The 24,895-nt window shown below is 62.0% G+C and carries 27 protein-coding genes; 1 reads left to right on the top strand and 26 read right to left on the bottom strand.

Features of this window, described 5'->3' with window-relative positions; all coding sequences use genetic code 11:
* Window positions 1–86 precede the first annotated feature (86 nt).
* The 21 genes from ABIE20_RS03370 to trmJ form a co-directional block, all read right to left on the bottom strand.
* Window positions 87–878, bottom strand: coding sequence for an amidohydrolase (locus ABIE20_RS03370; protein WP_429502778.1), 792 nt, complete (start codon window positions 876–878; stop codon window positions 87–89).
* On the bottom strand, window positions 866–2,014 hold the full coding sequence (locus ABIE20_RS03365; RefSeq protein WP_429502776.1) for a pyridoxal phosphate-dependent aminotransferase: 1,149 nt from the start codon (window positions 2,012–2,014) through the stop codon (window positions 866–868). Before ABIE20_RS03365 ends, ABIE20_RS03370 begins: the two co-directional genes overlap by 13 nt.
* 160 nt (window positions 2,015–2,174) lie before the next feature.
* Window positions 2,175–3,638, bottom strand: a complete 1,464-nt coding sequence (der, locus tag ABIE20_RS03360) for a ribosome biogenesis GTPase Der (RefSeq protein ID WP_045196227.1) — start codon at window positions 3,636–3,638, stop codon at window positions 2,175–2,177.
* 116 nt (window positions 3,639–3,754) lie between these two features.
* Window positions 3,755–4,906 carry an outer membrane protein assembly factor BamB gene (gene bamB, locus ABIE20_RS03355; RefSeq protein WP_045196225.1) on the bottom strand — a complete coding sequence of 384 codons (1,152 nt, stop codon included), beginning with the start codon at window positions 4,904–4,906 and terminating at the stop codon, window positions 3,755–3,757.
* On the bottom strand, window positions 4,899–5,540 hold the full coding sequence (locus ABIE20_RS03350; RefSeq protein WP_429502773.1) for a YfgM family protein: 642 nt from the start codon (window positions 5,538–5,540) through the stop codon (window positions 4,899–4,901). The genes bamB and ABIE20_RS03350 overlap by 8 nt, the downstream gene beginning before the upstream one ends.
* A gap of 39 nt (window positions 5,541–5,579) precedes the next feature.
* The gene (hisS, locus tag ABIE20_RS03345) at window positions 5,580–6,869 is read right to left on the bottom strand and encodes a histidine--tRNA ligase (RefSeq protein WP_429502771.1); all 1,290 of its coding nucleotides are present in this window, start codon (window positions 6,867–6,869) and stop codon (window positions 5,580–5,582) included.
* 28 nt (window positions 6,870–6,897) lie between these two features.
* A complete protein-coding gene (gene ispG / locus ABIE20_RS03340) occupies window positions 6,898–8,007 on the bottom strand; it encodes a flavodoxin-dependent (E)-4-hydroxy-3-methylbut-2-enyl-diphosphate synthase (RefSeq protein WP_038997015.1) in 1,110 nt (369 codons plus the stop codon).
* Between the two features lie 3 nt (window positions 8,008–8,010).
* Window positions 8,011–9,036 carry a RodZ domain-containing protein gene (locus tag ABIE20_RS03335; RefSeq protein WP_429502769.1) on the bottom strand — a complete coding sequence of 342 codons (1,026 nt, stop codon included), beginning with the start codon at window positions 9,034–9,036 and terminating at the stop codon, window positions 8,011–8,013.
* Complete coding sequence (gene pilW, locus ABIE20_RS03330; protein WP_429502767.1) at window positions 9,036–9,794, bottom strand: type IV pilus biogenesis/stability protein PilW; 759 nt, start codon at window positions 9,792–9,794, stop codon at window positions 9,036–9,038. The genes ABIE20_RS03335 and pilW overlap by 1 nt, the downstream gene beginning before the upstream one ends.
* A 13-nt stretch (window positions 9,795–9,807) precedes the next feature.
* The gene (rlmN, locus tag ABIE20_RS03325) at window positions 9,808–10,953 is read right to left on the bottom strand and encodes a 23S rRNA (adenine(2503)-C(2))-methyltransferase RlmN (protein WP_038997019.1); all 1,146 of its coding nucleotides are present in this window, start codon (window positions 10,951–10,953) and stop codon (window positions 9,808–9,810) included.
* A 28-nt stretch (window positions 10,954–10,981) separates the two neighbouring features.
* The gene (gene ndk / locus ABIE20_RS03320) at window positions 10,982–11,407 is read right to left on the bottom strand and encodes a nucleoside-diphosphate kinase (RefSeq protein ID WP_007964426.1); all 426 of its coding nucleotides are present in this window, start codon (window positions 11,405–11,407) and stop codon (window positions 10,982–10,984) included.
* A 91-nt stretch (window positions 11,408–11,498) separates the two neighbouring features.
* Entirely contained in the window at window positions 11,499–11,699 is a 201-nt protein-coding gene (gene iscX / locus ABIE20_RS03315) for a Fe-S cluster assembly protein IscX (protein WP_045196212.1), read from the bottom strand.
* 13 nt (window positions 11,700–11,712) lie between these two features.
* On the bottom strand, window positions 11,713–12,054 hold the full coding sequence (fdx, locus tag ABIE20_RS03310; RefSeq protein WP_045196210.1) for an ISC system 2Fe-2S type ferredoxin: 342 nt from the start codon (window positions 12,052–12,054) through the stop codon (window positions 11,713–11,715).
* 3 nt (window positions 12,055–12,057) lie between these two features.
* A complete protein-coding gene (gene hscA, locus ABIE20_RS03305; protein ID WP_429502765.1) occupies window positions 12,058–13,920 on the bottom strand; it encodes a Fe-S protein assembly chaperone HscA in 1,863 nt (620 codons plus the stop codon).
* 42 nt (window positions 13,921–13,962) lie between these two features.
* Window positions 13,963–14,484, bottom strand: a complete 522-nt coding sequence (gene hscB, locus ABIE20_RS03300; protein WP_429502763.1) for a co-chaperone HscB — start codon at window positions 14,482–14,484, stop codon at window positions 13,963–13,965.
* Between the two features lie 8 nt (window positions 14,485–14,492).
* Window positions 14,493–14,816, bottom strand: coding sequence for an iron-sulfur cluster assembly protein IscA (gene iscA, locus ABIE20_RS03295; RefSeq protein ID WP_429502761.1), 324 nt, complete (start codon window positions 14,814–14,816; stop codon window positions 14,493–14,495).
* Window positions 14,817–14,844: 28 nt separating this feature from the next.
* On the bottom strand, window positions 14,845–15,231 hold the full coding sequence (iscU, locus tag ABIE20_RS03290; RefSeq protein ID WP_002552476.1) for a Fe-S cluster assembly scaffold IscU: 387 nt from the start codon (window positions 15,229–15,231) through the stop codon (window positions 14,845–14,847).
* 46 nt (window positions 15,232–15,277) lie between these two features.
* Window positions 15,278–16,492, bottom strand: coding sequence for an IscS subfamily cysteine desulfurase (locus ABIE20_RS03285; RefSeq protein WP_429502759.1), 1,215 nt, complete (start codon window positions 16,490–16,492; stop codon window positions 15,278–15,280).
* A gap of 42 nt (window positions 16,493–16,534) precedes the next feature.
* Window positions 16,535–17,026 carry a Fe-S cluster assembly transcriptional regulator IscR gene (gene iscR / locus ABIE20_RS03280; RefSeq protein ID WP_036993915.1) on the bottom strand — a complete coding sequence of 164 codons (492 nt, stop codon included), beginning with the start codon at window positions 17,024–17,026 and terminating at the stop codon, window positions 16,535–16,537.
* 153 nt (window positions 17,027–17,179) lie between these two features.
* A complete protein-coding gene (gene cysE / locus ABIE20_RS03275; RefSeq protein WP_115088644.1) occupies window positions 17,180–17,962 on the bottom strand; it encodes a serine O-acetyltransferase in 783 nt (260 codons plus the stop codon).
* A complete protein-coding gene (gene trmJ, locus ABIE20_RS03270) occupies window positions 17,963–18,721 on the bottom strand; it encodes a tRNA (cytosine(32)/uridine(32)-2'-O)-methyltransferase TrmJ (RefSeq protein ID WP_429502756.1) in 759 nt (252 codons plus the stop codon).
* 145 nt (window positions 18,722–18,866) lie between these two features.
* On the opposite strand from trmJ, the gene suhB reads away from it, so the two are divergent.
* Window positions 18,867–19,685, top strand: coding sequence for a type III secretion system regulator SuhB (suhB, locus tag ABIE20_RS03265; protein ID WP_010223469.1), 819 nt, complete (start codon window positions 18,867–18,869; stop codon window positions 19,683–19,685).
* 186 nt (window positions 19,686–19,871) lie between these two features.
* Here the strand turns inward: suhB and ABIE20_RS03260 are convergent, their stop codons facing one another.
* From ABIE20_RS03260 to tgt, 5 genes are all read right to left on the bottom strand, one after another.
* Window positions 19,872–20,420 carry a glycine zipper 2TM domain-containing protein gene (locus ABIE20_RS03260; RefSeq protein ID WP_429502753.1) on the bottom strand — a complete coding sequence of 183 codons (549 nt, stop codon included), beginning with the start codon at window positions 20,418–20,420 and terminating at the stop codon, window positions 19,872–19,874.
* A gap of 120 nt (window positions 20,421–20,540) precedes the next feature.
* Window positions 20,541–21,452, bottom strand: coding sequence for a protein translocase subunit SecF (gene secF, locus ABIE20_RS03255; protein ID WP_038997033.1), 912 nt, complete (start codon window positions 21,450–21,452; stop codon window positions 20,541–20,543).
* Window positions 21,453–21,461: 9 nt separating this feature from the next.
* Window positions 21,462–23,327, bottom strand: a complete 1,866-nt coding sequence (gene secD, locus ABIE20_RS03250; protein WP_429502751.1) for a protein translocase subunit SecD — start codon at window positions 23,325–23,327, stop codon at window positions 21,462–21,464.
* Window positions 23,328–23,390: 63 nt separating this feature from the next.
* A complete protein-coding gene (yajC, locus tag ABIE20_RS03245) occupies window positions 23,391–23,726 on the bottom strand; it encodes a preprotein translocase subunit YajC (RefSeq protein WP_010223473.1) in 336 nt (111 codons plus the stop codon).
* Between the two features lie 47 nt (window positions 23,727–23,773).
* Window positions 23,774–24,889, bottom strand: a complete 1,116-nt coding sequence (tgt, locus tag ABIE20_RS03240; RefSeq protein WP_162195925.1) for a tRNA guanosine(34) transglycosylase Tgt — start codon at window positions 24,887–24,889, stop codon at window positions 23,774–23,776.
* Window positions 24,890–24,895 lie beyond the last annotated feature (6 nt).

Raw genomic sequence — 24,895 nt, 5'->3', positions numbered from 1 at the left:
GAGGGCCTCATCGCTGGCAAGGCCAGCTCCCACAGGTCCGGTGTTCACCGATCCACTGTGGGAGCCGGCCTTGCCGGCGATTGCGATCAATGCAGATCGAAGGTGTCGGCATCCAGATTGGCCGGAAAACGCGTGCGATAGGCCGCGAGATCTGCCGCACTGAGCACCACGGTAAACACCCCGTCCGCCTCGCCTGCGCTCAGCAGGCTCTCACCCTGAAAGTCCAGCACCTGGCTGTCGCCGGTATAGGCAAAGCCCTTGCCGTCAGTGCCCACGCGGTTCACCGCAGCGACATAACACAGGTTCTCGATACCCCGCGCCGGCAACAGGCGGTTCCAGTGCTGGCGGCGGGCCGCCGGCCAGTTGGCGGTGTACAGCAGCAGGTCGGTATCCTGAGCATCGCGGCTCCACACCGGGAAGCGCAGGTCATAGCAGATCAACGGGCGTATCCGCCAGCCCTTGAGTTCGAACTGCACCTGGCGTTCGCCCGGGGTGTAGTGCTTGTGCTCTCCGGCCATGCGAAACAGGTGGCGCTTGTCATAGAACAGGATCTCGCCATCGGGCCGCGCCCACAGCAAACGGTTGCGGTGGCTGCCGTCGGCGGCCTGGATGATCACGCTGCCGGTAACCACTGCATCAAGCTTCTTGGCCTGGCTCTTGAGCCACTTGTAGGTCGGACCGTTCTCAGGCTCGGCGAGGCTCTCGGAGTCCATGGAAAAACCAGTGGTGAACATCTCCGGGAGGATGATCAGGTCGGCGCCACGGGCCTGTTCCAGCAGGCCTTCGAAGTGCTCGTAGTTGGCCAGGCGGTCCTGCCAGGCCAGGCTGGTCTGCACCAACGCGATGTTCAGGTTGGGCAGAGTACTCAGATCGCGCATAGTTTTTCCGCTGCCTGACGCAGCGTCTCCTCGCGTTTGGCAAAGCACAGGCGCACCAGGCGCTGCGCGGGGATGGGTTGCTGGTAGAACACCGATACTGGAATGGTCGCCACGCCATGCTCGCGGGTCAGCCACAGCGACATGTCGACGTCGTTCAGGTCCGGGCGAATCTGCGAGTAATCCACCAACTGGAAATATGTACCCGGAGTGGGCTTGAACTGAAAGCGCGAAGGCGTGAGCAATTCGCAGAACAGGTCGCGCTTAGCCTGGTAGAAGGCTGGCAGCTCTTCGACATGCTCGGGGTGCGCGGCCATGAAATCGGCCAGCGCCCATTGCAGCGGGGTCACGCCGCAGAAGTTGACGTATTGGTGGACCTTGCGCAGCTCGGCGCTGAGCGCCGCTGGCGCCACCACATAACCGGTTTTCCAGCCAGTGACGTGGTAGGTCTTGCCGAACGAGCTGACCACGAATGCACGTTGATACAGCGCCTCGTGGGCCAATACGCTGGCGTGCTGTACTCCGTCGAACACCAGGTGCTCGTAGACTTCGTCGCTGATCAAGTAGATGTCGCGGTCGGCGATCAACAGCGCCAGCGTGTCCAGATCATCGCGGCTGATCAAGGCGCCGCTGGGGTTGTGCGGCGAGTTGAGGATGATCATACGCGTACGCGGGCTGAGGGCGTCGGTGAGCTTCTGCCAGTCGATGGCAAACTCGCCGTCGGTCAGTTGCACATGCACGCAACGCCCGCCGGCCAGCTCCACCGAGGGCTCATAGCTGTCATAACTGGGATCGAAGACGATGACCTCGTCGCCCGCGCGGATCACTGCATGGATGGCGCAGAAGATCGCTTCGGTGGCACCCGGGGTGATGGTCACTTCATGCTCGGCATCGACGCTGACGCCATAGCTGCGGGCGATCTTGTTCGCCACCTGCTGGCGCAAGGCTGGCAAGCCGGTCATGGGGCTGTACTGGTTGTGCCCGGCACTGACATGCCGGCCGACCGCATCGAGCAGTGCTTGCGGGCCGTTGAAATCGGGGAAACCCTGGGACAGGTTCAAGGCGCCGGTTTGCGCGGCGAGCTGGGACATGGTGGTAAAGATGGTCGTGCCGACGTTCGGCAACTTGCTACTGATCATGGAGCCCTCTTTCCTGCAGCACTATCCGGCTCGAGGCGGCGCGGTCTGGGACCGAGCATAGCGGATTGATCGGTCAGGAAAAAGGTTGTTACGGTCGCAGGTCAATCGCGGGTCAAGCCCGCTCCCACAGAGTAGGAGCGGGCTTGCCCTGCGATGCTTTCTAGCGCTTGTCTTTACGCTTCTTCTCGGCTTTCTTGTGGTGCGACATCAAGCGACGCTTCTTGTTGACCTGGCGGTCGGTCAGCGTGTTCTTGTTGCCTTCGTACGGGTTGTCACTGCCCTTGTACTCGATGCGGATCGGCGTACCGACCAGCTTGAGCACGCGGCGGTAGGTGTTTTCCAGGTAGCGCGAGTAGGACTTGGGTACTTTCTCGACCTGGTTGCCGTGGATCACGATGATCGGCGGGTTGGCGCCACCGAGGTGGGCATAGCGCAGCTTGATCCGGCGGCTGTTGACCATCGGCGGCTGGTGCTCGCTGACCGCATCTTCGAGGATCTGGGTCAGGCGGCTGGTCGGCCAACGGGTAACCGCCGACTTGAAGGAGTTCTGCACCGACTGGTACAGGTTACCCACGCCAGTGCCGTGCAGCGCCGAGATGAAGTGGATGTCGGCAAAGTCGACGAAGAACAGCCGGCGTTCCAGCTCGGTCTTGACGTAGTCGCGCTCGCTCGGCTGCATGCCGTCCCACTTGTTCAGGGCGATAACGATGGCACGACCGGCTTCCAGGGCAAAGCCCAGCAGGTTCAGGTCATGGTCGACCACGCCTTCGCGGGCGTCCATGACGAAAATCACCACGTTGGCGTCCTTGATCGCCTGCAGGGTCTTGACCACGGAGAACTTCTCGACTTCTTCGTGGATCTTGCCGCGCTTGCGCACCCCGGCAGTGTCGATCAGGGTGTACTTCTCTTCGTTACGCTCGAAGGGAATGTAGATACTGTCGCGGGTGGTGCCGGGCTGGTCATAGACGATAACCCGCTCTTCACCGAGCATGCGGTTGACCAGGGTCGACTTGCCGACGTTCGGCCGGCCGATGATGGCGATCTTGATCCCGTCTTTTTCGCTCGGGCCAGGAATACGCACCGCTTCCTCGCCTTCGGCGACGTCGGTGTCGATCTCTTCCTCGTCCTTGTCCCGAGGGAAGTCGCTCAGCACGGCTTCCAGCAGGTTGTTGACGCCACGGCCCTGAGCGCCGGCAACACCGATGGCGTTACCCATGCCCAGCGGCGAGAATTCGGCGATGGCGGCCAGCGGATCGATGTTGTCGATCTTGTTGGCAACCAGGAACGAGCGTTTGTTGCGCTTGCGCAGGTGCTCGGAAATCATCTGGTCGGCGGCGGTCAGGCCGGCGCGGGCATCAACCAGGAACAGGACCACATCGGCTTCTTCGATGGCCAGCAGCGACTGCTCGGCCATCTTCTCGTCCATGCCTTCCTCGTCACCGGAAATACCACCGGTGTCGACCAGGATGTACGAACGGCCTTGCCAGCGCGCTTCACCGTACTGGCGGTCTCGGGTCAGCCCGGACAGGTCGCCGACGATAGCGTCGCGGGTCCTGGTCAGGCGGTTGAACATGGTGGATTTACCGACGTTCGGTCGGCCCACCAGGGCGATTACGGGAACCATTCGGCTCTCCACTTCATAAATTCGAAAAATACAAAGGCCGCTGCACTGCAGCGGCCGGAGTTCGAGCGGCACCGGAAGTGCCGCAGCCCGAGGCCGGCATGGCCTCAAGCATAGCCTCAGCGGATGGTCAGCGCCTCGAGCTTGCCGCTGTTGCCGTACACGTAGATGGTGTCACCCACCACCAGCGGACGGGCGCGCAGGCCATCGCTGTCGATACGCTCACGACCGACGAAACGACCATCGACCTGGCTGAGCAGGTGCAGGTAGCCTTCCAGGTCACCCACCGCTACATAGCTGGAGAACACTTCTGGCGCCGACAGCTGGCGGCGTGCCAGCGAATCGTTGCTCCACAAGGCGCTGGACGAACGCTCGTCGATGCCTTCCACGGTGCCCGAAGCCAGGCTCACGTAGACGTTACCGAAGCCCTGGGCCACACCGGTGTAGCTGGAAGCATCACGCTGCCACAGCAACCGGCCGCTCTCCAGGTCCAGGCCGGCAACGCGGCCCTGGTAGCTGGAAACGTAAAGGGTACCGCCGGACAGCAGCAGGCCGCCGTCGATATCCACAACACGGTCAAGCTCCGAGCGACCTTGCGGGATGGCCACACGCTGTTCCCAGACCGGCGCGCCGTTCTGGGTGTCGAGGGCAACCACCTTACCGGTCGAAAGGCCAGCAACGGCCAGACGGTTGGTCACGATCGGAGCGCCGGTACCGCGCAGGGTCAGTACCGCCGGGGTGCTTTCGTAGATCCAGCGACGGTCGCCGGTGCTGGCGTCCAGGCCAATGACGCGGTCGTCCTGGGTCTGTACTACCACCACGTCACCGTTGGTGGCCGGCGGTGCCAGCACCTCACTGGTAACGCGCGAGCGCCAGCGCTCTTCACCGGTGCTGGCATCCAGGGCAATCACTTCGCCCTTGAGGGTGCCAAGCATGACCATCCCGTAACCGACGCCGACGGCACCGGAAACCGGCAGTTCGAGGTCCTTCTTCCAGGCCACGTCGCCGTTGCTGCGATCCAGCGCCATTACCACGCCAGTGACATCGGCAGCGTAGATACGGTCGTTCTCGATCGCCGGCACCAGCATATTGAAGGTTTCGCCCTGACCGTCACCGATCGAGCGGCTCCACTGCTTCTTCAGGACCACTTCTTCGGTGAACTTGGTCAGTTCGGCCGGTGGCAATTCCTTTTTGCTGTTGCTGCTGCAACCCACGGCCAGAAGGGCCAGGGTCAGCACTGCTGCATGTTTCCAACCGATCACGTCACGCATCCCCTTTGGCCAGGTCGTCGAGCTTGAGTTGCAGGCCACCGATCGCGGCGTCATCAGACAGCGCAGCCTTGGCTTTTTCGTAAGCGGTATGGGCATCGCCAGCGCGGCCCAGTTGCACCAGCAGGTCGCCCTTGAGCTCTTCACGGCTGGCCAGGAACGCCTTGTCGGCATCGCCTTCAAGCAGCTTGAGCGCTTCGTCGACCTTCTTCTGCGCAGCCAGCACACGGGCCAGGCGCTGACGGGCGATTTCGCCCAGGGTCGCGTCGGCCGGCTTGTCCATCACCAGCTTCAGCTCGGCAGCGGCGTCGTCGAGCTTGCCGCTCTCGACTGCCACCTTGGCCACGAACAGGCTGGCGTACTGGGCATAGGCCGAGCCACCGAATTCGTTCTTCAGTTTGCCGGACAGCTCGGCAACCTTGGCCGCGTCAGGCTCGCCGCTTGGCGTCAGGGTAGTCTCCAGCAGGGCCTGGTAAAGGTTCGAGGCGCCTTGCGACTGGTTGGTCTGGTATTTCTGCCAGGCTTGCCAGCCGAACACCACGACCAGCGCCAGCAGGCCACCGGTTACCAGCGGCTTGCCATTGCGGTCCCACCAGTCCTTCATCGCGACCAGTTGTTCATCATCGGTACTCGACACCCCAATACTCCTTTTCACCAAATCGGCTGTTGACTCGCCTCACGCCTGCGCGAGCGAGGCTTCCAGGTGCTCTGCCAGAGCATCCCAGGCAATGTTTTGTTGTTCGCCCTGACCGCGCAGGGGTTTGAAACCTACCACTTGTTGCGCCAGCTCGTCGTCCCCCAGGATCAAGGCGAACAGCGCGTTGCTCTTGTCGGCTTTCTTGAACTGGCTCTTGAAGCTGCCGCCACCGGCGTTGACCTGCAGGCGCAGGTCCGGCAGACGGTCGCGCAGGCGTTCGCTCAGGGCCAGGCCGGCAAGCTCGGCCTGCTCGCCGAAGGCGCACAGGTAGACGTCGACCTGGCGGTTGATCGACTCAGGCACTTGTTCAAGGGTTTCCAGCAGCAGGATCAGACGTTCGATACCCATGGCGAAACCAACGCCCGTGGTCGGCTTGCCGCCCATCTGCTCGACCAGGCCGTCGTAGCGGCCACCGGCACACACGGTGCCCTGGGAGCCGAGCTTGTCGGTGACCCACTCGAAAACGGTCTTGCTGTAGTAGTCCAGGCCGCGCACCAGCTTGGTGTTGATCACAAACGGAATGCCGGCGGCATCCAGGCGCGCCTTCAGGCCCTCGAAGTGCACGCGGGACTCTTCGTCCAGGTAATCTTCGAGCTTCGGCGCGCCTACCAGTACGGCCTGGGTGTTGGCATCCTTGCTGTCGAGGATGCGCAGCGGGTTGCTCTTCAGGCGGCGCTGGCTGTCTTCGTCCAGTTGCTCCAGGCGCGCAGAGAGAAACTCGACCAGCGCGTCACGGTAGCGGGCACGTGCTTCGCTGGTGCCCAGGCTGTTGAGTTCGAGCTTGACCGCGTCACGGATGCCCAGCTGGCCCCAGAGGCGCCAGGTGAGCATGATCAGCTCGGCGTCGATGTCCGGACCGTCGAGGTTGAAGACTTCGACACCAATCTGGTTGAACTGGCGATAACGACCTTTTTGCGGGCGCTCGTGGCGAAACATCTGGCCGATGTACCAGAGCTTCTGTACCTGGCCGCTGCCGGTGATGCCGTGTTCGAGCACAGCGCGCACGCAGGCGGCGGTGCCTTCCGGACGCAGGGTCAGAGAGTCGCCGTTACGATCGTCGAAGGTGTACATCTCTTTTTCGACGATGTCGGTGACTTCGCCGATCGAGCGCTTGAACAGCTCGGTGAACTCGACGATCGGCGTGCGGATCTGGCGATAGCCATAGGTATCCAGCAGGCCGGCCACGGTGTTCTCGAAATAACGCCACAGCGGCGTCTGCTCGGGCAGGATGTCGTTCATGCCACGAATGGCTTGCAGCGATTTGCTCACGGAAAATCCCTTAACAATTCTGTGTCAGTCAGCCACGGGCGATCAGCGCCGCGTCGGCCTCGGCTTTTTCAGCCGCTTTCTGGCGGATGAGCTTTTCAAGCTCATCGACCAGGTTGTCATTGGTCAGCTTCTGCGCAGGCTTGCCGTCGATGTAGATCAGGTTCGGCGTGCCACCGGTAAGCCCCACGTGGGCTTCCTTGGCCTCGCCCGGACCGTTGACCACGCAACCGATCACAGCGACGTCCAGGGGTACCAGCAGGTCTTCCAGGCGCCCTTCCAGCTCGTTCATGGTCTTGACCACATCGAAGTTCTGCCGCGAGCAGCTCGGGCAGGCGATGAAGTTGATGCCACGCGAACGCAGGTGCAGGGACTTGAGGATGTCGTAGCCGACCTTGACCTCTTCGACCGGGTCGGCGGCCAGCGAAATGCGAATAGTATCGCCAATCCCGTCGGCAAGCAGCATACCGAGGCCCACCGCGGATTTCACCGTGCCTGAGCGCAGGCCGCCGGCTTCGGTGATGCCCAGGTGCAGCGGCTGGATGATCTGCTTGGCCAGCAGGCGATAGGCTTCGACGGCCATGAACACGTCGGACGCCTTTACGCTGACCTTGAAGTCCTGGAAATCCAGGCGGTCGAGGTGCTCGACGTGGCGCATGGCCGACTCGACCAGCGCCGCCGGGGTCGGCTCGCCGTACTTTTTCTGCAGGTCTTTTTCCAGGGAGCCGGCGTTGACACCGATACGGATCGGGATACCGCGGTCACGAGCGGCATCGACCACCGCACGGACGCGGTCTTCGCGACCGATGTTGCCCGGGTTGATGCGCAGGCAATCAACGCCCAGCTCGGCGACGCGCAAGGCGATGCGGTAGTCGAAATGGATGTCGGCAACCAGCGGTACGCTGACCTGTTGCTTGATCTTGCCGAAGGCTTCGGCAGCGTCCATGTCCGGTACCGAGACACGCACGATGTCGACGCCGGCATCGATCAGGCGGTTGATCTGCGCCACGGTCGCGGCCACATCATTGGTGTCGGTGTTGGTCATGCTCTGGACCGCGATGGGAGCATCGCCGCCAACAGGCACATTACCAACCCAGATTTTCCGGGATTCGCGACGTTTGATCGGAGATTCGCCGTGCATGACTTATTGTCCCAACTTCAGGCGAGCGGTCTCGCCACTGGTGAACGGCGCAACGTCGACAGGCTGGCCGTTGTAGCTGACCTGCACGCCGCGGGCAAAGCCCAGGCGTACCGAGAACGGCGGCTTGCCGGTCAGGTCCAGGCTGTCGCCTTTGCGCTTGATGGCGCTGAACAGCAGCTTGCCGTTGCCGTCGGTGACCGAGGTCCAGCAATCGGCGGTGAACTGCATGTGCAACTGGCCGCTACCGGCCGGGGCTGGAGCGGCGACAGCAGGTGCTGCTGGTGCGGCGGCAACCACTGCACTGTTGACCACTGGCGCCGCCGGGGCTGGCACAGGAGCCGGCACAACCGGGGCCACTGGCGTGGTCGCCGTGCTGGCAGCGGGCGCAACAGGTGCGGCGACCGGGCTGGCCGGTGCTTGCTCGGCCGGTGCGGCTGCGACCTGCTCGGCCGGTGCCGGAGCCTGCTCCAGGTTCAAGGTGGTGCTTTCCGGTTGCTGGCCAGCGGTCACAGCCTGGTCTTCAGGCTCGTCCAGCGGGTGAATCTGGGTGGTGCCGTCGGCGCTTTCAACTTCGACGTGCTCCAGGGCCATGTTGGCCAGGTCCTTGCCACGCAGGCTGGTCTGGTCCTGCCACCAGAAGAAGCCACCACCGATCACCACCACCAGCAGCACCAGGCTGACGATGCGCAGGATGTTGTGGGACAGGCGCACCGGTTCTTCGATGCGGCCAAGGGCGTGTACGTCGCTGCCCTGGGCGTGGGTGCCGGTGCACTGGTCGAAGGCTTGCACCAGGGCAGCCTGGTCCATGTCCAGCAGCTTGGCATAGGCACGGATGTAGCCACGGGCGAAGGTATGCCCCGGCAGCTTGTCGAAGGCGCCGGCTTCAAGATTGTTCAGGGAACTCACGGTGAGGTTGAGCTTGCGGGCCACTTCGGCCTGGGACCAGTCCCTGCTCTCGCGGGCCTGACGCAGGGTTTCACCGGGATTTTCGCGAGTCGCTGCTGCTGCTTCGGGATGCGCCGCTTTCATCATTGCTCCGACAGGTATTGCTGATATTCCGGCGTACCGGGATAAAGTCGTTGTAATTGCAGGCCCAGTTCGCTGGCCTTGTTCCGTTCTTCGAAGACGCTGGCCAGGCGACTGCCCAGCAGCAGGCTGCGGGCACTGTGGTCGCTCAGCTGGCTGAAACGATCGTAGTAGTCACGGGCCGGCACATAATGCCTGTCTTCGTAAGACAACTCAGCCATTTCCAGCAACGCGCGCGGCTGCTGCTGGTTGAGTCGCAAAGCTTTTACCAGGTATTCCTGCGCTTCGGCGCGCTGTCCCAGCCTGAGCGCGGTCAGGCCGAGGTTCTCGAACACCCGGGAGCGTTCAGGATACAGGGTATCGGCCGCCGCTTGGGCAAACATCTGCTGCGCCTGGGCGTATTGCCCACGAGCATAAAGGAAACTGCCGTAGTTGTTGCGAATTCGGGTGTCGTCCGGGCGGCGGGCCAGGGCCTTGCGAAAGTGCGCCTCGGCCAGTTCCGGCTCGTCTTCGGCCTGAAACACCAAAGCCAGGGCCGCATTGGCTGCGGCATCCTGGCTATCGAGGTCGAGGGCTTTTTTCAGCGGCGCCTTGGCCTGCTCGGTCAAACCTTGTTGCAAATAACCCAGGCCCAGCTGCACATAGGCCTGCCGTGCCTGCTCGCGACCTTCACGACTGCCCAGCGCGTCCGAACTCCCGCCGGACACGCAGCCTGCAAGCAGGGCGAGCGTCAGGATCGACAGCGCGAAGCGCAGGGTCATGGAGGTCCTCTCTTCAGTTGCGCGCGGCGCTTTCTTGCACTTCACCGTCGGCGTTCAACTGACGCACGGCGATATAGCGCTCGCTGCGGCGGGTGCGGTCCATCACCTGGCCAACCAGCTGGCCGCATGCCGCGTCGATGTCTTCACCACGGGTGGTGCGCACGGTGACGTTGTAGCCGGCGTGATGCAGGTGGTCCTGGAAGCGGCGGATGGCGTTGTTGCTCGGCCGCTCGTAACCGGAATGCGGGAACGGGTTGAACGGAATCAGGTTGATCTTGCACGGTACGTTCTTGAGCAGCTCGGCCATTTCCACGGCGTGTTCGAGCTTGTCGTTGACGTCCTTGAGCAGGGTGTACTCAATGGTCAGCACGCGCTTCTCGCCCAGCTGCGACATGTAGTTCATGCACGCTTCGAGCAAGACCTTTAGCGGGTACTTCTTGTTGATCGGCACCAGTTCGTTGCGCAGCGCATCGTTCGGCGCGTGCAGCGACAGGGCCAGGGAGACGTCGATGTGCTTGGCCAGCTCTTCGATCATCGGTACCACGCCGGAGGTGGACAGGGTCACCCGGCGCTTGGAAATGCCGTAGCCGAGGTCGTCCATCATCAGGTGCATGGCGGCGACCACGTTGTCGAAGTTCAGCAATGGCTCGCCCATGCCCATCATCACCACGTTGGTGATGGCGCGGTCGATGGTGGCCGGCACGCTGCCGAACGACTTGTTGGCAATCCACACCTGGCCGATCACTTCGGCGGCGGTGAGGTTGCTGTTGAATCCTTGCTTGCCGGTGGAGCAGAAACTGCAGTCCAGGGCGCAACCGGCCTGGGACGAGACACACAGGGTGCCACGCTTGCCCTGGGGGATGTACACGGTCTCGACGCAGCTGCCGGACGCCACGCGCACCACCCATTTACGGGTGCCGTCGCTGGAGATATCCTCGCTGACCACTTCCGGACCGCGAATCTCGGCAACAGCCTTGAGCTTTTCGCGCAAGGCCTTGCCGACATTCGTCATGGCGTCGAAATCATCGACGCCAAAGTGGTGAATCCATTTCATTACCTGACCGGCACGGAAACGCTTCTCCCCGATAGAGTCGAAGAATTTTTCCATTTCCGGCTGGGTCAGCCCCAACAGGTTAGTTTTGCCAGTCGATGTCGTCATGGATTCACCCTCACCCGTAAGCTTTCGCTTAGCGAGTGGTTACCTCGGTAGCTGCGAAGAAGTACGAGATTTCGCGAGCAGCAGCGGCTTCGGAGTCCGAACCGTGAACGGCGTTGGCGTCGATGGACTCGGCGAAGTCAGCACGGATGGTGCCGGCAGCAGCTTCTTTAGGGTTGGTAGCGCCCATCAGCTCACGGTTCAGAGCGATGGCGTTTTCGCCTTCCAGAACCTGAACAACAACAGGACCGGAGATCATGAAGGCAACCAGGTCGCCGAAGAAGCCGCGCTCTTTGTGCTCAGCGTAGAAGCCTTCGGCTTCGGCTTTGGACAGTTGCTTGAGTTTCGAGGCAACGACGCGCAGGCCGGCTTTTTCGAAACGGGTGGTGATCTCGCCGATCACGTTTTTAGCAACGGCGTCAGGCTTGATGATCGAGAAAGTACGTTGAACAGCCATGGTGAAACTCCAGAAACGTTGAGTGAAGCGAAAAATTAAACCCGCGAATTATACGCGGGTTCCGGGGGATTGCCTAACCTGCCGAGCGCGCTCAGTCGGCTTCTTCGATCCAGGCCGCCTGGATGGCTTCGAGAACCTTCTCGCCGCCACGGGTCGGATCGTCACTGAATTCCGGCAATGCCAGCACCCAACGGTGCAGATCGACGAAGTTCACATAACGAGGATCGACTTCCGGCTTGCTTTCGGCAAGCTGGATTGCAATTTCAAGTACATCAACCCATTTCAGGCTCATGTCGGCTCCAGGATCAATGCGGCGCTTCGGCAGCGTGGTTGAGCGAATATTTCGGAATCTCGACAGTCACATCCTCGGTACCGACAACGGCCTGACAGGTCAGGCGCGACGTTGGCTCAAGGCCCCATGCGCGATCCAGGAAGTCCTCTTCCAGCTCGTCAGCCTCATTGAGCGAATTGAAACCTTCGCGAATGACGCAGTGGCACGTGGTACAGGCACAGACGCCACCACAAGCGCTTTCGATCTCAATGTGGTTGTCATGGGCCACCTCGAGAATGGACTTCCCGGTCTCGGCCTCCACGACCATGCCATCCGGGCAGAATCTCTCGTGGGGCAGAAAAATCACCTGCGGCATCAGTTATTCCTCGATCTCATTCAGGTTGCGCCCGGCCAAAGCGGCTTTTACCGTCGAATCAAGGCGACGGGCGGCAAAGGCATCGGTCACCTGCGACAGACGCTTGGTCTGTTGCTCGATGGCCGCGCCATCGGTGCCGTTGATCAAATCACGCAAGTCTTGCATCTGTTGCTCGATTGCCAGGCGCTCTTCGGCGTCCAGCAGGCGCTCGCCATCGGCATCCAGGGCGCCCTGTACCGCTTCGAGCAGGCGCTCGGCGTCGACCTGGTGCTCGCGCAACTGGCGCGCCACCTTATCGAAACCGGCATGTTCGAAGGAATCCTTGAGCATGCGGGCGATTTCGCCGTCGGTCAGGCCGTAGGACGGCTTGACCTGGATGCTCGATTCGACGCCCGAGCCCAGCTCGCGCGCCGAAACGCTGAGCAAGCCGTCGGCATCGACCTGGAAGGTCACGCGGATCTTCGCCGCACCGGCGACCATCGCCGGAATCCCACGCAGTTCGAAGCGCGCCAGGGAGCGGCAGTCACTGATCAGTTCGCGCTCACCCTGCAGCACGTGAATCATCATGGCCGACTGGCCATCTTTGTAGGTGGTGAACTCCTGGGCGCGGGCAACCGGGATGGTGGTGTTGCGCGGAATCACCTTCTCCATCAGCCCACCCATGGTTTCCAGGCCCAGGGACAGCGGAATCACGTCGAGCAGAAGCAATTCGCCACCATCGCGGCGGTTGCCAGCCAGGGTATCGGCCTGGATGGCGGCGCCGATGGCGACTACCTGGTCCGGGTCGATTTCGGTCAGCGGGGTACGGCCAAAAAGCGCGCCGACGGCCTCGCGCACACGCGGCACGCGGGTCGAACCACCGACCATGACCACTGCAGCAACTTCTTCAAGCTCGACGCCGCTGTCACGCACGGCGCGGCGGCAGGCCTTGAGGCTGCGGGCAACCATTGGCTCGATCAGGGCATCGAAGGCACTGCGGGTCAGCTCGGCCTGCCAGTTGCCATAGGCGACCGTGACCACATCAGCATTGGTCAGGGCCTCTTTGGCCGCACAGGCGGTTTGCAGCAACTGACGCTGGGCGCCCGGATCGAGGTCCGAGGACAGCCCGGCCTGCTCGACGATCCAGCTGGCGATGGCATGGTCGAAGTCGTCGCCGCCCAGGGCGCTGTCGCCACCGGTGGCGAGCACCTCAAAGACACCGCCGGTCAGGCGCAGGATCGAGATATCGAAGGTACCGCCACCCAGGTCATAGATGGCCACCAGGCCTTCGGCATTCTGGTCCAGGCCATAGGCCACGGCGGCCGCGGTCGGCTCATTGAGCAGGCGCAATACGTTCAGACCGGCCAGACGCGCGGCGTCCTTGGTGGCCTGGCGCTGGGCGTCGTCGAAATAGGCCGGCACGGTGATCACCGCGCCAACCAGTTCGCCGCCGAGGGTCTCTTCGGCGCGCTGGCGCAGCACCTTGAGGATATCGGCCGAGACTTCCACCGGGCTTTTCGGGCCCTGGACGGTGTCGATGAACGGCATGTGCGACTCGCCACCGACAAAGCGGTACGGCAGCTGCTCGCCCAGTTGCTTGACGTCTGCCAGGCCACGGCCCATCAGGCGCTTGACCGAAAGCACAGCGTTGAGCGGGTCGCTGGAGGCGGCGTCGCGGGCGCTCTGGCCGACATCGATGTGGTCAGCGTGATAGCGCACTGCGGACGGCAGGATCACCCGGCCTTGGGCATCGGGCAGGGGCTCGCTGCGGCCGCTGCGCAGGGCAGCAACCAGGGAATTGGTGGTACCAAGGTCAATACCCACCGCCAGGCGACGCTGGTGCGGCTGGGGGCTCTGACCGGGTTCGGCGATCTGCAGTAGGGCCATGCTTATCTGAATACCAGGGGCGCCGCCAGAAGCAGCGCCGGGTTAATCGTCGAGGCGCTCTTCCAGCTGGCGCACTTCGTAGGCGAGCTTGTCGAGAAACTGCATGCGGCGCATCAGGCGCTCGGCCTGTTCACGCTGCGCAGGATCATCCCAGCAGGCGGCGAAGTCCTCGTTGAGTGCTTCCTGGGCTGCTTTCAAGCGACGCTTGAACACGGCCACGCCATCGAGGTCGGCACTGTCCTGGAGGTCTTCGAGCTCTTCACGCAGCTGCATCTGCTGCAGCAGGAACTCGGGATCATGGACGGTGACTTCCTGCGGCACTTCATGGCCGCCGATCGCCAACAGGTAGCGGGCACGCTGGGGCGCGCTCTTGAGAGTCTGGTAGGCCTCGTTCAGCGCAGCCGAACGCTCCAGCGCAATGCGCTGTTCACGTTCGGAGGCATCGGCGAAGCGATCCGGATGGACCTCGCGGGCCAGCTCGCGATAGCGAACGGCCAGCTTGTCGAGGTCCAGACGGAAGCCAGGTTGCAGGTCAAACAGGGCGAAATGACAAGGAGTACCCACGCGCAGCCTCAGACGTTGAAGCTTTCGCCGCAGCCACACTCACCGCGCACGTTGGGGTTGTTGAACTTGAAGCCTTCGTTCAACCCTTCCTTGACGAAATCCAGTTCGGTACCGTCGAGGTACGTCAGGCTTTTCGGATCGATGATGACCTTTTCGCCATGGCTTTCGAAGACCTGGTCATCGCAAGTTACTTCATCGACGAACTCCAGCACATAGGCCAGGCCCGAGCAGCCAGTGGTGCGCACGCCAAGGCGAATACCTTCACCCTTGCCGCGTCCGTCGAGGGAGCGCCGCACATGTTTGGCGGCGGCTTCTGTCATGCTGATAGCCATCGAGACTCCTTACCTGCAACAGGCGACCTTAGAGCAAACCTTTCTTCTGCTTGTAATCGCGCACGGCCGCCTTGATGGCGTCCTCGGCGAGTACCGAGCAGTGGATTTTAACCGGCGGCAGCGCCAGTTCTTCGGCCAGCTGGGTGTTCTTGATGGTTTCCGCTTCGTCCAGGGTCTTGCCCTTCATCCACTCGGTAGCGAGGGAGCTGGAAGCGATGGCCGAACCGCAGCCGTAGGTCTTGAACTTGGCGTCTTCGATGACGCCCTGCTCGTTGACCTTGATCTGCAGGCGCATGACGTCGCCGCACGCCGGAGCGCCGACCATGCCGGTGCCGACATCCGGGTCCTCGGCATTCATCTTGCCGACGTTACGCGGGTTTTCGTAGTGGTCGATGACCTTTTCACTGTATGCCATGGTGCAATTCCTTCCTCATCAGAGAGCCGCTCTTGCCGGCGACTACTTAGTGCGCAGCCCACTCGATCTTGGAGATGTCGACGCCGTCTTTGTACATATCCCACAGCGGCGACAATTCGCGCAGCTTGGTTACGGCCTCGCAAACCTTCTGCGCGGCGTAGTCGATTTCTTCTTCGGTGGTGAAGCGACCGAAGGTAAAGCGGATCGAGCTGTGTGCCAGTTCGTCGTTGCGGCCCAGGGCGCGCAGTACGTAGGACGGCTCGAGCGATGCCGAAGTACAGGCCGAGCCGGACGAAACGGCCAGGTCCTTGAGCGCCATGATCAGCGACTCGCCTTCGACGTAGTTGAAGCTCAGGTTCAGGTTGTGCGGAATGCGCGCGGTCATGCTGCCGTTGATGTACAGCTCTTCGAGGCCTTCAACCTGCTGGTAGAAGCGGTCGCTCAGGGCCTTGATGCGCACGTTCTCGCTGGCCATCAGCTCTTTGGCGATGGCGAAGGCTTCGCCCATGCCGACGATCTGATGGGTGGCCAGGGTGCCCGAACGCATGCCGCGTTCGTGACCGCCGCCGTGCATGGTGGCTTCCAGGCGCACGCGAGGCTTGCGGCTGACGTACAGTGCGCCGATGCCTTTAGGGCCGTAGGTCTTGTGCGCCGAGAACGACATCAGGTCGACTTTGAGCTTTTGCAGGTCGATTTCGACCTTGCCGGTGGACTGTGCGGCATCGACGTGGAACATGACGCCGCGGGCGCGGGTCAGCTCGCCGATGGCGGCGATGTCGTTGATGGTGCCGATTTCGTTGTTCACGTGCATGATCGACACCAGGATGGTGTCTTCACGCAGGGCAGCTTCAACCATGGCCGGGGTGATCAGGCCATCGGCGCCTGGCTCGATGTAGGTAACCTCAAAGCCTTCACGCTCCAGCTGACGAGTGCTGTCCAGAACAGCCTTGTGCTCGATCTTGGAGGTGATCAGGTGCTTGCCCTTGGTGCTGTAAAAGTGCGCGACGCCCTTGATTGCCAGGTTGTCGGACTCGGTGGCACCGCTGGTCCAGACAATTTCCCGCGGGTCGGCATTGACCAGGTCGGCGACCTGGCGACGGGCGTTCTCGACCGCCTCTTCGGCTTTCCAGCCAAAGACGTGGGAGCGCGACGCCGGGTTACCGAAGTTCCCGTCGACCAGCAGGCAGTCGCTCATCTTCTGGGCAACGCGGGGATCGACCGGTGTGGTCGCGGAGTAATCGAGGTAGATCGGCAACTTCATTGAATATCTCCTATCAGGCGGTCGCGCCGCGCGTCGAAACGGTCATTCGACGGCGGACGTCTCAATCTTGTCCAGCTGCGGTGCCCGGCCTGCGATACGACGCAGGTCCTGGCGCTGGGCGACTTCTTGTACCTCACGGCGAGTGACAAGGTCAGCCAGGCTGATGCCGCTGAGGAATTCGTGAATCTGCTGGCTGAGGTCGCACCACAGGTGGTGGGTCAGGCAGGTGTCGCCGGCGTGGCAATCACCCAGCCCCTGGCAGCGCGTGGCATCGACCGATTCGTTGACCGCGTCGATGACCTGGGCGACCTGAATGCTCTCCATGCTTCGCGACAGCTGATAGCCGCCGCCAGGGCCGCGCACGCTGGAAACCAGGCTGCTGCGGCGCAGCTTTGCAAACAGCTGCTCCAGATAAGAGAGGGAAATGCCTTGGCGCTCGGAAATGTCGGCCAGAGACACCGGCCCATTCTGCGCGTGCAACGCCAGGTCGAGCATGGCGGTCACGGCGTATCGGCCTTTTGTAGTCAGTCGCATGGCTAGTAGGTACCACGGGGTTACGGGATGGGAGCGAGTATGCTATTCCCGAGCATTTAAGTCAACTATAAGACCTAGTGCTTTAGTCGGGTTTACCGCAAGAGGGCGGCGGAATGATAGCAAACTAAGGGGCGCTTGCGCACGCCCCTTCTGTCAATGCGTCGACGCGTCGCTGCGGGCCTCGTCCTTGATCTCGGCGAAGTCCTCTTCACGCAGTGCCGGCAGCTCTTTGGCGCAGTAGTCGCTACCAAGATTCTTCAGCGCGCCGCACATGTCTTCCAGGCGCCCGTCGACCGCCTGCAGGTGATCGAGCAACTGACCAATGGCGCGGGCCACCGGGTCGGGCATGTCTTCGCTGACGCCATAGGCATCGAAGCCGATCTTCTCGGCCATGGCCTTGCGCCGGGCCTCGACCTCGGCATCGGTCTTGACGATGATCCGCCCCGGGATACCCACGGCGGTCGCCCCGGCCGGCACTGCCTTGGTGACCACCGCGTTGGAGCCGATCTTGGCCCCGGCGCCGACGGTGAAGGGCCCCAGGACCTTGGCCCCGGCACCGACGACCACGCCGTCTTCCAGGGTCGGGTGACGCTTGCCCTTGTTCCAGGTAGTACCGCCCAGGGTTACGCCTTGGTAAAGGGTGACGTCGTCGCCGATCTCTGCAGTTTCGCCGATGACGATACCCATGCCGTGGTCAATAAAGAAGCGCCGGCCCACCTTGGCACCGGGATGGATCTCGATCCCGGTCAGCCAACGACCGAAGTTCGACACCAGCCGCGCCAGCCACTTCCAGTCCCGCCGCCACAGGGCATGCGCTGCGCGATGCAGCCAGATCGCGTGCATGCCCGGGTAGCAGGTCAGCACTTCAAAGGCATTGCGCGCCGCCGGGTCACGGTGGAAAACGCTCTGGATATCTTCACGCAGACGCTCGAACATCTATTGATCCTTGCGCTTATGCGGCTCGCCGCGGGCCGCTTTCTGGGTTTCGGTGAGAATGCCGCGCAAAATACTCATTTCCGAACGATCGACCGAGCTGCGCCCGTACAGGCGACGCAGGCGCGGCATCAGGTGCCTGGGCTTGAGCGGATCGAGAAAGCCGATATCGACCAGGGTTTTTTCCAGGTGCTGGTAGAACAATTCCATTTCATCCATGGTCGCCAGCTCGCTGCTGTCGACCGCCTCCACCGGCGTCGCCTGCCCTTCTTGCGCCAGCCAGGCCATGCGCACCTCGTAGGCCAGCACCTGCACCGCAGCACCGAGGTTCAGCGAGCTGAAGTCCGGATTGGAAGGGATGTGTACGTGAAAGTGGCAACGCTGCAGCTCTTCGTTGGTCAGGCCGGCGTGCTCACGACCGAACACCAGGGCAATCTCCTCACCCTGGACGGCATGCTCGATGACCTTGCTGGCGCACTCGCGCGGGTCGACCAGCGGCCAGGGGATGCGTCGCTCGCGGGCGCTGGTGCCGAACACCAGGTTGCAACCGACCAGCGCCTCTTCAAGGGTGGCGACCACTTGTGCGCCGCCCAGCACGTCATCGGCACCCGACGCACGGGCATCGGCCTCTGGCGAGGGGAAATGCTGCGGATCGACCAGCACCAAACGCGACAAGCCCATGTTTTTCATGGCACGCGCAGCGCCGCCGATATTGCCGGGGTGGCTGGTATTGACCAGAACAACACGAATATTTTGCAGCAAGGCGAGCGCTCACAGACGTTGCGAAGGGGGAGCAAATATTACAGAAGCGACCGACTTTACGCTACGAAAGCAAATGTCACCCTTCTTCGCGCAAAGTTTTCTGCTAGAATGTTCGGCTTTCTTTAACGACCCAGGTGAAACGTCCATGCAGCCCATGCTGAATATCGCGCTGCGCGCCGCCCGCAGCGCCAGTGAATTGATTTTCCGCTCCATCGAGCGCCTGGATAGCATCAAGGTTGATGAAAAAGACGCCAAGGATTACGTCTCCGAAGTCGATCGCGCCGCAGAGCAGAAAATCATCGATGCCCTGCGCAAGGCCTACCCGAACCACTCCATCTACGGCGAAGAGACCGGCCTGCATGCCGGTAGCGGCGAAGAAGGCAAGGACTACCTGTGGATCATCGACCCACTGGATGGCACCACCAACTTCCTGCGCGGCGTTCCGCACTTTGCTGTCAGCATTGCCTGCAAATACCGTGGCCGCCTTGAGCACGCCGTGGTACTGGACCCTGTCCGCCAGGAAGAATTCACCGCCAGCCGTGGCCGTGGCGCCCAGCTGAACGGCCGCCGCCTGCGCGTCAGCCCTCGCACCAGTCTGGAAGGCGCCCTGCTGGGTACCGGCTTCCCGTTCCGCGACAACCAGATGGCTGACCTGGACAACTACCTGGGCATGTTCCGCGCCCTGGTCGGCCAGACCGCCGGCATCCGCCGCGCTGGCGCTGCCAGCCTGGACCTGGCCTACGTTGCCGCCGGTCGTTTCGATGCCTTCTGGGAATCGGGCCTGTCGGAATGGGACATGGCTGCAGGCGCCCTGCTGATCCAGGAAGCTGGCGGCCTGGTGAGCGACTTCACCGGCGGCCACGACTTCCTCGAGAAGGGTCACATCGTTGCCGGTAACACCAAGTGCTTCAAGGCCGTTCTGACTGCTATCCAGCCGCACCTGCCTGCTTCGATCAAACGCTGAGTTTCTTCGGGCACAAAAAAAGCACCCTTCGGGGTGCTTTTTTTGGGCCTTATGAACCACCTTCTCTCTGTGGGAGCTGGCTTGCCAGCGATGAGGCCGGTATAGCCAACACTGTAGCCGGTGCCTGGTTTACGACCGCTTCGCGCTCGATCGCCGGCAAGGCCAGCTCCCACAGAGACCGCGCCGTTACTGGCTTGGCTGAGCCTGGCTCAGTACCAGCTTGCCCTCTTTATCCAGCGGAATTTGCGAGCCCGGGTCACGCTCCATGCGCACCTGACCGACCTTGTCGCCGATAGAGTACTTCACGTCATAGCCGACCACCTTCTCACTCAGGTCGTTGACCGTGTTGCAGCGGGTTTGCGTGGTGGTATAGGTATCACGCTCCTGCATGCCTTCCTGCACCTTGTTACCGGCATAGCCGCCACCGACCGCACCGGCCACGGTAGCGATCTTCTTGCCGGTACCGCCGCCGATCTGGTTACCCAGCAAGCCACCTGCCAGCGCACCGACCACGGTACCGGCGATCTGGTGCTGATCCTTCACCGGCGCCTGACGCGTCACGGTAACGTCCTTGCACACTTCACGGGGTGTCTTGACCGTCTGCTTGACCGGCTGCACCGCCAATACCTCGGCGTATTCCGGCCCGCCCTTGACCAGGCTGTAGGTGGCAACAGCACCTCCGGCTGTTACACCGACAGCACCCAGAACCGCACCCACCAGCATCGATTTGTTCACCTGAACCTCCTGATCGTACCTGCGGAACATTGCCCGCCTTCTCCCTGCCTTGGAGCATAAAAAAAGGCGCGAGTTCAACACTCGCGCCCTTTTGTACGACCAACAGCGTGGGAAAAAACCTTATGGACGGTCGTCCACACCTTCGGCTTTCACCGTCGGGATCAGGTCTTCACTGTTCAGGTTCAGCCAGATCAGCACCACGTTGGCGATGTAGATCGACGAGTAGGTACCGGCCATGACACCAATGAACAGCGCCAGGGAGAAGCCCCACAGGTTGTCGCCACCGAAGAACAGCAGCGCGGCAATGGCCAGCAAGGTCGATACCGAGGTCGCCACGGTCCGCAGCAGGGTCTGGGTGGTCGAGATGTTGATGTTCTCGATCAGCGAAGCCTTGCGCAGTACCCGGAAGTTCTCACGCACCCGGTCGAAGACGACGATGGTGTCGTTGAGCGAGTAGCCGATGATCGCCAGCACCGCCGCCAGCACCGTCAGGTCGAAGGTGATCTGGAAGAACGAGAGGATACCCATGGTCACGACCACGTCGTGGATCAGCGACAGGATCGCACCCAAGGCGAATTTCCACTGAAAGCGGAAAGCCAGGTAGATCATGATGCCGCCCAGGGCCAGGAGCATGCCCAGGCCGCCCTGGTCGCGCAGCTCTTCACCGACCTGCGGGCCGACGAACTCAACGCGCTTGACCACCGCCGGGTTGTCGGTGTTGACCTTCTGCAGCGCCTCGGACACGCGGTTACCCAGTTGCGGATCATCGCCCGGCATGCGCACCAGCAGGTCGGTGGTAGCACCGAAGCTCTGTACCACGGCATCCTCGAAGCCGGCCTTGACCAGCTCCTCACGGACCTCGCCGAGATTGGCCGGACGCTCGTAGGTCAGCTCGATGAGCGTACCACCGGTGAAGTCAAGGCCGAAGTTGAGGCCTTTGTAGAACCAGCTGAACAGCGCCAGCACGGTCAGAAGCAGGGTGATGCCGAACGCAAGGTTGCGCACACCCATGAAGTTGATTGTACGTAACATGGCAGCCCCTTATACCCACAGCTTCTTGATATCACGCCCGCCGCAGGTCAGGTTGACCATTGCGCGGGTGACCATGACGGCCGTGAACATCGAGGTGAAAATCCCGAGGGACATGGTAACCGCGAAGCCCTTGACCGGACCGGTACCCATAGCGAAGAGGATGCCGCCGACCAGCAAGGTGGTCAGGTTGGCGTCGACAATCGCCGTGTAGGCACGGTTGAAGCCTTCGTGGATGGCGCGCTGCACCGACATGCCATTGGCCAGCTCTTCGCGGATCCGCGAGAAGATCAGCACGTTGGCGTCAACCGCCATACCCATGGTCAGGACGATACCGGCGATACCCGGCAGGGTCAGCGTTGCCCCCAGCAGCGACATCAGCGCCAGCAGCATGACCATGTTACCGGCCAGGGCGATGGTGGCGATCAGGCCAAAGAAGCGATAGATGGCCATGATGAACAGCGAGACGAACAGCATGCCCCACAGCGAAGCATCGATACCCTTGGTGATGTTGTCGGCACCCAGGCTCGGGCCAATGGTGCGCTCTTCAGCAAAGTACATCGGTGCCGCCAGGCCACCAGCGCGCAGCAGCAGGGCCAGTTCCGACGATTCGCCCTGGCCGTTCAGGCCGGTGATGCGGAACTGGCTACCCAGTGGCGACTGGATGGTCGCCAGGCTGATGATCTTCTTCTCTTCGGTGAAGGTCTGCACGGCAACGTCTTTCTCGACACCGTCGACCATCTGCTTGACATAGCGGGTGGTTGGACGCTGCTCGATGAAGATCACCGCCATGCTGCGGCCGACGTTGCTACGGGTAGCACGGCTCATCAGCTCGCCGCCATGACCATCCAGACGGATGTTCACCTGCGGACGACCCTGCTCGTCGAAACTGGCCTGGGCGTCGGTCACCTGGTCACCGGTGATGATCAGGCCACGCTCGACCGCAGCCGAACGACCGCCTTCACGGAACTCGAAGGTTTCGGTGGTGGCTTTCGAGGCACCAGGCTCGGCGCCCAGGCGGAATTCGAGGTTGGCGGTCTTGCCGAGAATACGCTTGGCTTCGGCGGTGTCCTGCACACCTGGCAGCTCGACCACGATGCGGTTGGCACCCTGACGCTGAACCAGTGGCTCGGCTACACCCAGTTCGTTGACGCGGTTACGTACCGTGGTCAAGTTCTGCTTGATCGAGTATTCACGGATTTCCGCGACCTTGGCCGGGGTAATCGCCAGGCGCAGCACCGACAGGCCGTTGCGCTCGGTGGTGGTCAGCTCGAAATCGTTGAAATTCTTGCGGATCAGGCTACGGGCCTGTTCGCGGGAGTCATCATCGGAGAAGCCCAGCTGAATGCCGCCATCTTGTTGCGGCAGGCTGCGGTAGCGCACGCGCTCTTTGCGCAGCAGGCTTTTGACTTCGCCTTCGTAGACTTTCAGGCGGGCCGACATGGCCTTGTCCATGTCCACTTCAAGCAGGAAGTGCACACCACCGGAAAGGTCCAGGCCCAGCTTCATCGGGCTTGCGCCCAGGTTGCGCAGCCATTGCGGGGTAGTCGGGGCCAGATTGAGCGCTACTACATAGTCGTCGCCCAGTGCCTTGCGCACTACATCCTTGGCTGGCAGCTGGTCTTCCTGTTTGGTCAGGCGCACCAGACCAACCTTGCCCTTCTCGCCCAGGCTCGCGGCCTTGACCTGGATACCGGACTCGTTGAGCGCTTTGCTCACGCGGTCCAGATCGGCCTGAGTGACCTGCAGTGCAGTACTGGCACCGCTGACCTGAACGGCCGGATCATCAGGGTAGAGGTTGGGAGCGGAATAAATAAAACCGATCGCCAGTACCACCAGGATCAGTACGTATTTCCACAGAGGGTATTTGTTCAGCATCACGCCGCCCGTTCAAGACGCGGGGCGCCTTGCGCGCCCCGTCGATTGGTAAAAAACTGAAACTTAGATCGCTTTGAGCGTGCCTTTAGGCAGGGTCGCGGCCACGGCGCCCTTCTGGAACTTCAGTTCGACGTTGTCGGACACTTCCAGAACCACGAAGTCGTCGGCAACTTTGACGATCTTGCCGGCGATACCGCCGTTGGTGACAACTTCGTCACCTTTTTGCAGGTTGCTCAGCAGGTTCTTCTGCTCTTTTGCACGTTTGGCCTGCGGGCGCCAGATCATCAGGTAGAAGATGACCAGGAAGCCGACCAGGAAAATCCACTCGAAGCCAGTACCGGCTGGGCCGGCGGCTGGGGCAGCTGCGTCCGCGTATGCGGCAGGGATCAGAAAGCTCATTTAGCACTCCAGTTGCAAATCAGTACTTGTTAGGGATCGACAAAACATCAGTCCAAGGGCGGCACAGGCAGCCCGCGCTTGGCGTAAAAGGCATCGACAAAGGCGGCCAATGTACCTTGTTGAATAGCCTCGCGTAAACCAGCCATCAACCGCTGGTAATGGCGCAAGTTATGGATCGTATTCAACATACTGCCCAACATTTCGCCGCACTTATCCAGGTGATGCAGATAAGCGCGGGAGAAGTTCTGGCAGGTATAGCAATCGCAGGTCGCGTCCAGCGGCGAATCATCATGGCGATGGAACGCGTTACGGATTTTCAGCACGCCGGTATCGACAAACAGATGACCGTTGCGCGCGTTGCGCGTGGGCATCACGCAATCGAACATGTCGACGCCGCGGCGCACACCCTCAACGAGATCTTCCGGCTTGCCTACCCCCATAAGGTAACGAGGTTTGTCAGCCGGCATGCGCCCTGGCAGGTAATCCAGGACCTTGATCATTTCATGCTTGGGCTCGCCCACCGACAGGCCGCCGATGGCCAGGCCATCGAAGCCGATCTTTTCCAGGCCTTCGAGCGAGCGCATGCGCAGGTTCTCGTGCATGCCGCCCTGAACGATGCCGAACAGCGCCGCGGTGCTGTCGCCGTGGGCATTCTTCGAGCGCTGGGCCCAGCGCAGGGACAACTCCATGGACACCCGGGCGACGTCTTCATCGGCCGGGTACGGGGTGCATTCGTCAAAGATCATCACCACGTCCGAGCCCAGGTCACGCTGGACCTGCATCGACTCTTCCGGGCCCATGAACACCTTGGAGCCGTCGACCGGCGAGGCGAAGGTCACGCCCTCTTCGCGGATCTTGCGCATGGCACCCAGGCTGAACACCTGGAAACCGCCGGAGTCGGTGAGGATCGGGCCCTGCCACTTCATGAAGTCGTGCAGGTCGCCGTGGGCTTTGATCACCTCGGTGCCCGGGCGCAGCCACAGGTGGAAAGTGTTGCCGAGGATCATGTGCGCGCCGATCGCCTCGATGTCGCGCGGCAGCATGCCCTTGACCGTGCCATAGGTGCCCACCGGCATGAACGCCGGGGTCTCGACCACGCCACGCGGGAAAGTCAGGCGGCCGCGACGGGCCTTGCCGTCGGTGGCGAGCAATTCGAAGGACATACGACA

The organism is Pseudomonas sp. 2835 (assembly GCF_050435905.1).
Lineage (GTDB): Bacteria > Pseudomonadota > Gammaproteobacteria > Pseudomonadales > Pseudomonadaceae > Aquipseudomonas.
This window is presented reverse-complemented; position numbering and strand designations above follow the sequence as displayed.

Bases quoted from the DNA above. Each gene is read 5' to 3' on its own strand.
- ABIE20_RS03370 (WP_429502778.1), bottom strand. From the start codon at position 878: ATGCGCGATCTGAGTACTCTGCCCAACCTGAACATCGCGTTGGTGCAG.
- ABIE20_RS03365 (WP_429502776.1), bottom strand. From the start codon at position 2,014: ATGATCAGTAGCAAGTTGCCGAACGTCGGCACGACCATCTTTACCACC.
- der (WP_045196227.1), bottom strand. From the start codon at position 3,638: ATGGTTCCCGTAATCGCCCTGGTGGGCCGACCGAACGTCGGTAAATCC.
- bamB (WP_045196225.1), bottom strand. From the start codon at position 4,906: ATGCGTGACGTGATCGGTTGGAAACATGCAGCAGTGCTGACCCTGGCC.
- ispG (WP_038997015.1), bottom strand. From the start codon at position 8,007: ATGCACGGCGAATCTCCGATCAAACGTCGCGAATCCCGGAAAATCTGG.
- ABIE20_RS03335 (WP_429502769.1), bottom strand. From the start codon at position 9,036: ATGAAAGCGGCGCATCCCGAAGCAGCAGCAGCGACTCGCGAAAATCCC.
- pilW (WP_429502767.1), bottom strand. From the start codon at position 9,794: ATGACCCTGCGCTTCGCGCTGTCGATCCTGACGCTCGCCCTGCTTGCA.
- rlmN (WP_038997019.1), bottom strand. From the start codon at position 10,953: ATGACGACATCGACTGGCAAAACTAACCTGTTGGGGCTGACCCAGCCG.
- ndk (WP_007964426.1), bottom strand. From the start codon at position 11,407: ATGGCTGTTCAACGTACTTTCTCGATCATCAAGCCTGACGCCGTTGCT.
- iscX (WP_045196212.1), bottom strand. From the start codon at position 11,699: ATGAGCCTGAAATGGGTTGATGTACTTGAAATTGCAATCCAGCTTGCC.
- fdx (WP_045196210.1), bottom strand. From the start codon at position 12,054: ATGCCGCAGGTGATTTTTCTGCCCCACGAGAGATTCTGCCCGGATGGC.
- hscA (WP_429502765.1), bottom strand. From the start codon at position 13,920: ATGGCCCTACTGCAGATCGCCGAACCCGGTCAGAGCCCCCAGCCGCAC.
- iscA (WP_429502761.1), bottom strand. From the start codon at position 14,816: ATGGCTATCAGCATGACAGAAGCCGCCGCCAAACATGTGCGGCGCTCC.
- iscU (WP_002552476.1), bottom strand. From the start codon at position 15,231: ATGGCATACAGTGAAAAGGTCATCGACCACTACGAAAACCCGCGTAAC.
- ABIE20_RS03285 (WP_429502759.1), bottom strand. From the start codon at position 16,492: ATGAAGTTGCCGATCTACCTCGATTACTCCGCGACCACACCGGTCGAT.
- iscR (WP_036993915.1), bottom strand. From the start codon at position 17,026: ATGCGACTGACTACAAAAGGCCGATACGCCGTGACCGCCATGCTCGAC.
- cysE (WP_115088644.1), bottom strand. From the start codon at position 17,962: ATGTTCGAGCGTCTGCGTGAAGATATCCAGAGCGTTTTCCACCGTGAC.
- suhB (WP_010223469.1), top strand. From the start codon at position 18,867: ATGCAGCCCATGCTGAATATCGCGCTGCGCGCCGCCCGCAGCGCCAGT.
- secF (WP_038997033.1), bottom strand. From the start codon at position 21,452: ATGTTACGTACAATCAACTTCATGGGTGTGCGCAACCTTGCGTTCGGC.
- secD (WP_429502751.1), bottom strand. From the start codon at position 23,327: ATGCTGAACAAATACCCTCTGTGGAAATACGTACTGATCCTGGTGGTA.
- yajC (WP_010223473.1), bottom strand. From the start codon at position 23,726: ATGAGCTTTCTGATCCCTGCCGCATACGCGGACGCAGCTGCCCCAGCC.
- tgt (WP_162195925.1), bottom strand. From the start codon at position 24,889: ATGTCCTTCGAATTGCTCGCCACCGACGGCAAGGCCCGTCGCGGCCGC.